This is a genomic window from Streptomyces boncukensis (assembly GCF_011045075.1).
In the GTDB taxonomy this organism is placed as follows: Bacteria; Actinomycetota; Actinomycetes; order Streptomycetales; family Streptomycetaceae; genus Streptomyces; species Streptomyces boncukensis.
This window is the reverse complement of record NZ_JAAKZZ010000430.1, coordinates 1-6,491: the sequence shown is the minus strand read 5'-3', so window position 1 is coordinate 6,491 and position 6,491 is coordinate 1. Positions and strand designations below refer to the sequence as shown.

Below are 6,491 nucleotides of genomic sequence, written 5' to 3'. Positions count from 1 at the left end.
CCCGTATACCCGTATACCCGTACCCCCGTAGCCCCCGAAAGGCAGAGCCATGCGACCGCACCACCCCTCCCGCGCCCTCGCCGCCACCGCAGCAGCCTGCGTGCTGTCCGTCGCCCTGGCGGGCTGCTCGGGGACGACGAAGGACGACTCCGAGGACGACGCGAAGGGCAAGGTCCACAACGCCGAGGCCGACCCCGACGCGCCGCTCAAGAAGGGCCTGAAGATCTCCTTCCTGCCCAAGCAGATCAACAACCCGTACTTCACCGTGGTCGACAAGGCGGGCATCAAGGCCGCCAAGGAGTTCGGCGGTACGGGCAAGGAGGTCGGCCCCTCCGACGCCAAGGCGTCCTCCCAGGTCAGCTATATCAACACGCTGACCCAGCAGAAGCAGGACGCCATCCTGCTGGCCGCGAACGACCCCAACGCCGTCTGCGGGCCCCTCAAGCAGGCCATGAAGCAGGACGTCAAAATCGTCTCCTTCGACTCCGACGCGGGCAAGGACTGTCGTCATGTCTTCATCAACCAGGCGGGCTCCGAGGAGCTGGCCCGCGGGATGATCAGTGACATGGCCGACCAGATCGACGACAAGGGACAGATCGCGATCCTCTCGGCCACCCAGAACGCCACGAACCAGAACACCTGGATAAAGATCATGAAGGACGAGCTGAAGAAGCCCCGCTACAAGGACATGAAGCTCGTCAAGACCGCCTACGGCGACGACGTCGACCAGAAGTCCTTCCAGGAGACCCAGGGCCTGCTCAAGGCGTACCCGAAGCTCAAGGGCATCATCTCGCCCACCACGGTCGGCCTCGCCGCCGCGGCCCGCTACGTCAGCGGCTCCTCGTACAAGGGCAAGGTCGTCCTCGGGGGCCTGGGCACCCCCAACCAGATGCGCAAGTTCGTCAAGGACGGCACCGTGCAGCAGTTCAGCCTGTGGGACGCGGAGAAGCTCGGCTATCTCGGCTCCTACGCCGGTGCCGCGCTCGCCTCCGGGCAGATCACCGGCAAGAAGGGGGAGACGTTCAAGGCGGGCAAGCTCGGGCAGTACAAGGTCGGCGAGGACGGCGAGGTTATCCTCGGTCCTCCCACGGTCTTCACCAAGAAGAACATCGACGACTTCGACTTCTGAGGGGATGAGGCGTGAGCCGGACGAGCCGGACAGTGGGCATCAAGGAGGTCGCCCGCGCAGCCGGGGTCTCGGTCGGCACGGTCTCCAACGCGATCAACCGCCCCGAGATGGTGGCCGAGGAGACCCGGGTGCGGGTGCTGGCCGCCATTGACCAGCTCGGGTATGTGCGCAGCGAGTCGGCGCGCCATCTGCGCGCCGGAAGCAGCAAGATCATCGCGCTGCTGGTGCTGGACATGACCAACCCGTTCTTCGTCGACGTGGCCTCCGGCGCGGAACGCGCCGCACGCGATGCCGGGCTGGGCGTGATGCTCTGCAACAGCGCGCAGAGCACCGCCGAGGAGGCGGAGTACCTGTCCCTCTTCGCCGAGCAGCGGGTCCGCGGGGTGCTGGTCACCCCCGCGGACACCACCGGGCGCAACCTGGCCGCCTTCGAGCGGCACGGCATCCCGTTCGTCTCCGTCGACCGGGTCGTGCCCAGCGCCGAGGGCTGCTCCGTCTCCGTCGACGACATCGCGGGCGCCGGGCTGGCCGTACGCCACCTGCTCGACCGGGGCCACCGGAACCTCGCCTACGTCAGCGGTCCGATGCAGCTCACCCAGTGCCAGGACCGGCACGCCGGCGCCCTGGCCGTACTGCGCGCCGCCGGTGCCGACGCGGAGCTGCGCCACATCGAGACGGAGCGGATGGATGTGGCGGCCGGGCGCGACGCGGGCGCCCGGCTGCTGGGCATGTCACCCCGCCCTACGGCGGTGTTCTGCGCCAACGACCTGATGGCGCTCGGCCTTCTGCAGGCCCTCTACGGCGCGGGCGTCGCGGTGCCCGAGGAGGTGGCGCTCGTCGGATACGACGACATCGAGTTCGCCGCCGCCGCGGCGGTGCCGCTGACGTCCGTACGGCAGCCCGCCTTCCGGATGGGCAGGTCCGCCGCCGACCTGCTCATCGAGGAGACGGGGGACGCGGCGGACCGCCATGAACACCAGCGCATCGTGCTCCAGCCGGAGCTCGTGGTCCGGGCCTCCAGCATGACCGCCCGAGGAGAGCACGGTTAGGGCGCGTCCGAGGGCCGGCGGACCGTACCGACGTGGTCAGTCCGGCAGGAGGTGTGACACGAGGGTGCGGGTCCACTCGGGGGTGAGGGGGTCGTCGGTGAAGACGGCCCGGTAGTACAGCGGCGCGAGCACGGCGTCCGTCGTGCGCTCCAGGCTCGGGGTCTGTTCACCCCGGTCCTGTTCCCGTTCGAGTATGGCTTCGAGCTGCCGCTGGCGTTCTCCGCGGCATGCGGCGGCGCCCTGCTCTCCGCCCGCGCCGATGGTGGCGCGTACCAGGGCGAGGGTGTCCGGGTCGCAGAGGTCCTTGGCGAGGTCGGACGCGTAGCGTTCCAGGTCCCCGCGGAGGCTTCCGGTGTCCGGCACCACGAAGTCGCCGGAGAAGCGGCTGGTCGCGACGTCGGCGAGCAGCTCGCCGACGGCGCCCCAGCGGCGGTAGACCGTGGTGGCGTGCACACCGGCGCGGGCGGCGACGGCCGGGATCGTCAGCGGGTCGCCCGCCTCGTCGGCGACCAGTTCGCGGACGGCCCGGTGGACGGCCGCGCGGACCCGGGCGGAGCGGCCCCCCGGCCGGCTCCCGGTCTGTGGGGCGGAGGAAGCGGTAGTGGACACCCCACCAGTATCGCACTGATCACTGCGCTAGTAGTGCAGCGATCACTGCGTTTGTGTTAGCGTCAGGACCACTAACGCATAGATCACTGCGAGATTCCCATGACTGTTGGCTCTGCTGTATCCCCCGGATCCCCTGAATCCCCCGGATCCCCTGAATCCGCCGAATCCCCTGTAGCCGCCGTACCCGCCGTACCGTCCGACGGGGGCACGCGCCGCGGGCTGCGCGGGGCCGCCTTCCCCGGCGTGGCCGCCGTCTTCGTCGTCTTCCTGGCCGCTTCCAGCGTGCCGTCCCCGCTCTACCCGATCTACCAGCAGCAGTGGCACTTCTCGGCGTGGGTGCTGACCGTCGTCTTCGCCCTGTACGTGGTCGGCCTGCTGGGCTCGCTGCTCGTGGTCGGGGCCCTCTCGGACCACCTCGGCCGCCGGCCGGTGCTCGCCGCGGCGATCGCGCTGGAGGCGGTCGCGCTCGTGCTGTTCCTCACCGCCGGGAACGTGGCCGTCCTGGCTGCCGCCAGAGTGCTGCAGGGCATCGCCACCGGCGCCGCGACGACCACCCTGAGCGCCACTCTCATCGACCTCGAACCGCCGCACGCCCGCGGGCGCGCCGGCGTCATCACCTCGGTGGCCCCGCTGACCGGGCTCGCTCTGGGCGCTCTCGGCTCCGGTGTGCTGGTGGAGTTCGGCCCAGCGCCGACCCGGCTGGTCTACGCTCTGCTGCTCGGCGCCATGGTGCTGGCCGCGGCGGTCACCGCTCTCCTGCCGGAGACCTCCCAGCGCCGGCCGGGCGCCGTCGCCTCCCTGCGCCCCCGGGCCGCGCTGCCCGCGCACCTGCGTGCGGACATCGTCCCTGTGGTGCCCGCGATGATCGCCAGCTGGGCGCTGGCCGGGCTCTTCCTCTCCCTCGGCCCGTCCGTCGCGGCCCAGCTGCTGGGGCTGCGCAGCCACCTGATCGGCGGCGTCGTCGTGACCCTGCTGGCAGGCACCGGAGCGCTCACGGTCGCCGTGCTCAGCTCCCGTTCCGCGTCCTCGCTGCTGGCCCCCTCGTCCGCGCTGCTCGGGCTCGGCGTGCTGACCGCGCTCGCCGGCATCGCCGCGGACCTCGTCTGGCTCTCCGCCGTCGGCACCGTCGTCGCGGGCGTCGGCGTCGGCGCCGCGGTGCTGGCGACGTTCGGCACCTTCGCCCGGGTCGCCCGGCCGCACGAGCGCAGTGCGGTCTTCGCCTCCGCGAACATCATCAACTACCTCGGCAACAGCGTGCCCGCCGTGCTCGGCGGCATCGCCGTCACCGCCCTGGGCCTGCGGACCGCCACCGAGATCTACGCACTGGCGATCGTAGGGATCGTCTCCGCCGCCTTCCTGCTGCGCCTGAACCAGCTGCGGGCGCAGCGCCGCGCCGTCGCCGCCCCGTGCGCGTGAGGCACCGGTGCGCGGCGCGGCGACCGCCGCGCCCCTCCCGGGCAGGACCGGCACGGAAACCCCTCGTACGAGAGAAGGAAACATCGTGACGACCGCAAGCAGCGCAACCGGCAAGAACCTCGTCGTCCGGCGAGCGGACCACACGACGATCCGGTACACGGCCGGCGGCCCGGCCGACGGGCCGGCGCTGGTCCTCATCCACGGCTGGGCGTGCGACCGCGGTGACTTCGACACGGTCACCCGCCACCTGCCCGACGGCCACCGTGTCCTCGCGGTCGACCTGGCCGAGCACGGTGCGTCACGGTCGTCGCGGGAGGTGTGGACCATGGAGGAGTTCGCCCGTGATGTGGCGGCGGTCCTGGAGGCCGAGTCGGTGCCCACGGCCGTCGTGGCCGGGCACTCCCTCGGCGCCGCGGTCGCCGTCGAAGTCGGCCGGCTGCTCCCCGGCACCGTCTCGCACGTGGTGGCGCTCGACGGACTGCACTACCTGTCCCTGTTCCCGGCGCTGAACGAGGAGCAGGCCGAGGCCGTGCTGGGCGTGTTCCGCGACGACTTCGCCAGGGCGGTGCGCGGCCTCGTCGAAGGAGGTTCGCCGACCGGGACCGACCCGGCCGTCATGGACGCCTACGTCGAGAAGATGGCCGCGGTGCGGCAGCCCGCGGGGCTGCGTGCCATCGAGGGCCTGGTGCGCTGGGACATGGACGCGGCGCTGCGCGAGACGAAGCAGCCGGTCACCGTGTTCGCCATCCGCGACCTGGTGGCCCAGGAAGCGGTCGACCGCTACGGGGACCGCCTCGACATCGTGCTCGTCGACTTGGGCACTCATCACTTCCCGGTGGAGGCCCCCGAAGCCACGGCGAAGCTGCTGGCCGAGGTGCGGAGCTGACGCCGATCCGGCCCGGAAGGCTCGGGCCGGATCGACGCAGTCCGGGCTCCTGCCGTGCGCGGCGTTGTCGACCGGCACGTCCACCCGCCCCCGGCGCTCCTCGACCGCGTCGTGCAGGCACGCGGGGGCGCCCGGTGCCGACAGCTCAGCCCCGACTGCGACCGCCCCGCCGGGCTCCACCGCGGGCCGCCGCGGGCCGCCGCGCCAAGCGCAGCGCGCAACGCCTGGTCCACCGTCTACCGGACACGGTCTAGACCGGCACCGGCTCCCGCCGGTCCGTGCTCGCGAGGAGGGCGCGGATGTCGCGGACCGCCGACCGTCCGGCGCGGTTCGCGCCGATGGTGCTGGCCGACGGGCCGTACCCCACCAGATGGACACGGGGGTCGCGCACCGCGCGCGTCCCCTCCAGCCGGATGCCGCCGCCCGGTTCACGCAGCCGCAGCGGCGCCAGATGGTCGATGACGGGGCGGAATCCGGTGGCCCACAGGATGGTGTCCGCGCGGACGGTGCTCCCGTCCGCCCACGCGACGCCGTCCGGCAGGATCCGCGTGAACATCGGGTGCCGCTCCAGCACCCCGCGCTCCCTGGCGCGCCGCATCTCTTCCGTCATCGGCAGCCCGGTGACGGAGACCACGCTGCGCGGCGGCAGTCCGACACGGACGCGGTCCTCGACCAGCGAGACGGCCGCCCGCCCCTGCTCCTCGTCGAACGGGCCTTCGCGGAAGGCGGGCGGGCGGCGGGTCACCCAGGTCGTGGCCGCGGCGTGGCGCGAGACCTCCAGCAGGTGCTGGACGGCGGAGGTGCCGCCGCCCACGACCACGACGTGCTTCCCCCGGAAGGCGTCCGCGTCCGGGCCGGGGTACTGGGCGGTGTGCAGCTGACGTCCGCGGAAGCCGTCCTGTCCGGGGAAACGGGGCCAGAACGGCCGGTCCCAGGTGCCCGTGGCGTTGATGACGGCACGCGTCTCCCAGACCCCGGCCGAGGTGTCCACGGCCAGCCGTCCGGCGCTGCCCTCCCGGACCTCGCGCACATCGACGGGGCGGCGCACCCGGAGGTCGAAGGCGCGCTCGTAGTCCGCGAAGTAGCCTCCGATGACCTCGGACGAGGGGCGGTCCGGGTCGGCTCCGGTCAGCTCCATGCCCGGCAGCGCGTGCATACCGTGCACCCGCCCGTAGGTGAGTGTCGGCCACCGGAACTGCCAGGCGCCCCCCGGGTGCGGGGAGTGGTCCAGGACGACGAAGTCCCGACCGGGCTCGAACCCCGAACGCCGCAGGTGGTAGGCGCTGGAGAGCCCCGCCTGTCCCGCTCCGACGACCACGGCCTCCACATAGTTCATGTTTCTACGAACCACGCGCGGCGCCGGATCCTTCCCGGGGTCCGGGGTCCGGGGTCCCTGTCTCTT

General features: G+C 72.2%; 6 protein-coding genes. 4 read left to right on the top strand and 2 right to left on the bottom strand.

Features of this window, described 5'->3' with window-relative positions; all coding sequences use genetic code 11:
* Positions 1 to 49 precede the first annotated feature (49 nt).
* Positions 50 to 1,129, top strand: a complete 1,080-nt coding sequence (gene rhaS / locus G5C65_RS28840; RefSeq protein ID WP_165301979.1) for a rhamnose ABC transporter substrate-binding protein — start codon at positions 50 to 52, stop codon at positions 1,127 to 1,129.
* A gap of 11 nt (positions 1,130 to 1,140) precedes the next feature.
* Positions 1,141 to 2,178 (top strand): LacI family DNA-binding transcriptional regulator, encoded by a 1,038-nt coding sequence (locus G5C65_RS28835; protein WP_338146713.1) that lies wholly within the window; start codon positions 1,141 to 1,143, stop codon positions 2,176 to 2,178.
* A 36-nt stretch (positions 2,179 to 2,214) separates the two neighbouring features.
* On the opposite strand, the gene G5C65_RS40520 is transcribed toward G5C65_RS28835, so the two are convergent.
* Complete coding sequence (locus G5C65_RS40520) at positions 2,215 to 2,787, bottom strand: TetR/AcrR family transcriptional regulator C-terminal ligand-binding domain-containing protein (protein ID WP_165301978.1); 573 nt, start codon at positions 2,785 to 2,787, stop codon at positions 2,215 to 2,217.
* Between the two features lie 243 nt (positions 2,788 to 3,030).
* Between G5C65_RS40520 and G5C65_RS28825 the strand changes: the two genes are divergently transcribed.
* Positions 3,031 to 4,203, top strand: a complete 1,173-nt coding sequence (locus G5C65_RS28825; protein WP_338146712.1) for an MFS transporter — start codon at positions 3,031 to 3,033, stop codon at positions 4,201 to 4,203.
* An 85-nt stretch (positions 4,204 to 4,288) separates the two neighbouring features.
* Entirely contained in the window at positions 4,289 to 5,089 is an 801-nt protein-coding gene (locus G5C65_RS28820; RefSeq protein WP_165301976.1) for an alpha/beta fold hydrolase, read from the top strand.
* Between the two features lie 250 nt (positions 5,090 to 5,339).
* Here the strand turns inward: G5C65_RS28820 and G5C65_RS28815 are convergent, their stop codons facing one another.
* Positions 5,340 to 6,425 (bottom strand): NAD(P)-binding domain-containing protein, encoded by a 1,086-nt coding sequence (locus G5C65_RS28815; RefSeq protein ID WP_165301975.1) that lies wholly within the window; start codon positions 6,423 to 6,425, stop codon positions 5,340 to 5,342.
* Positions 6,426 to 6,491: the final 66 nt, after the last annotated feature.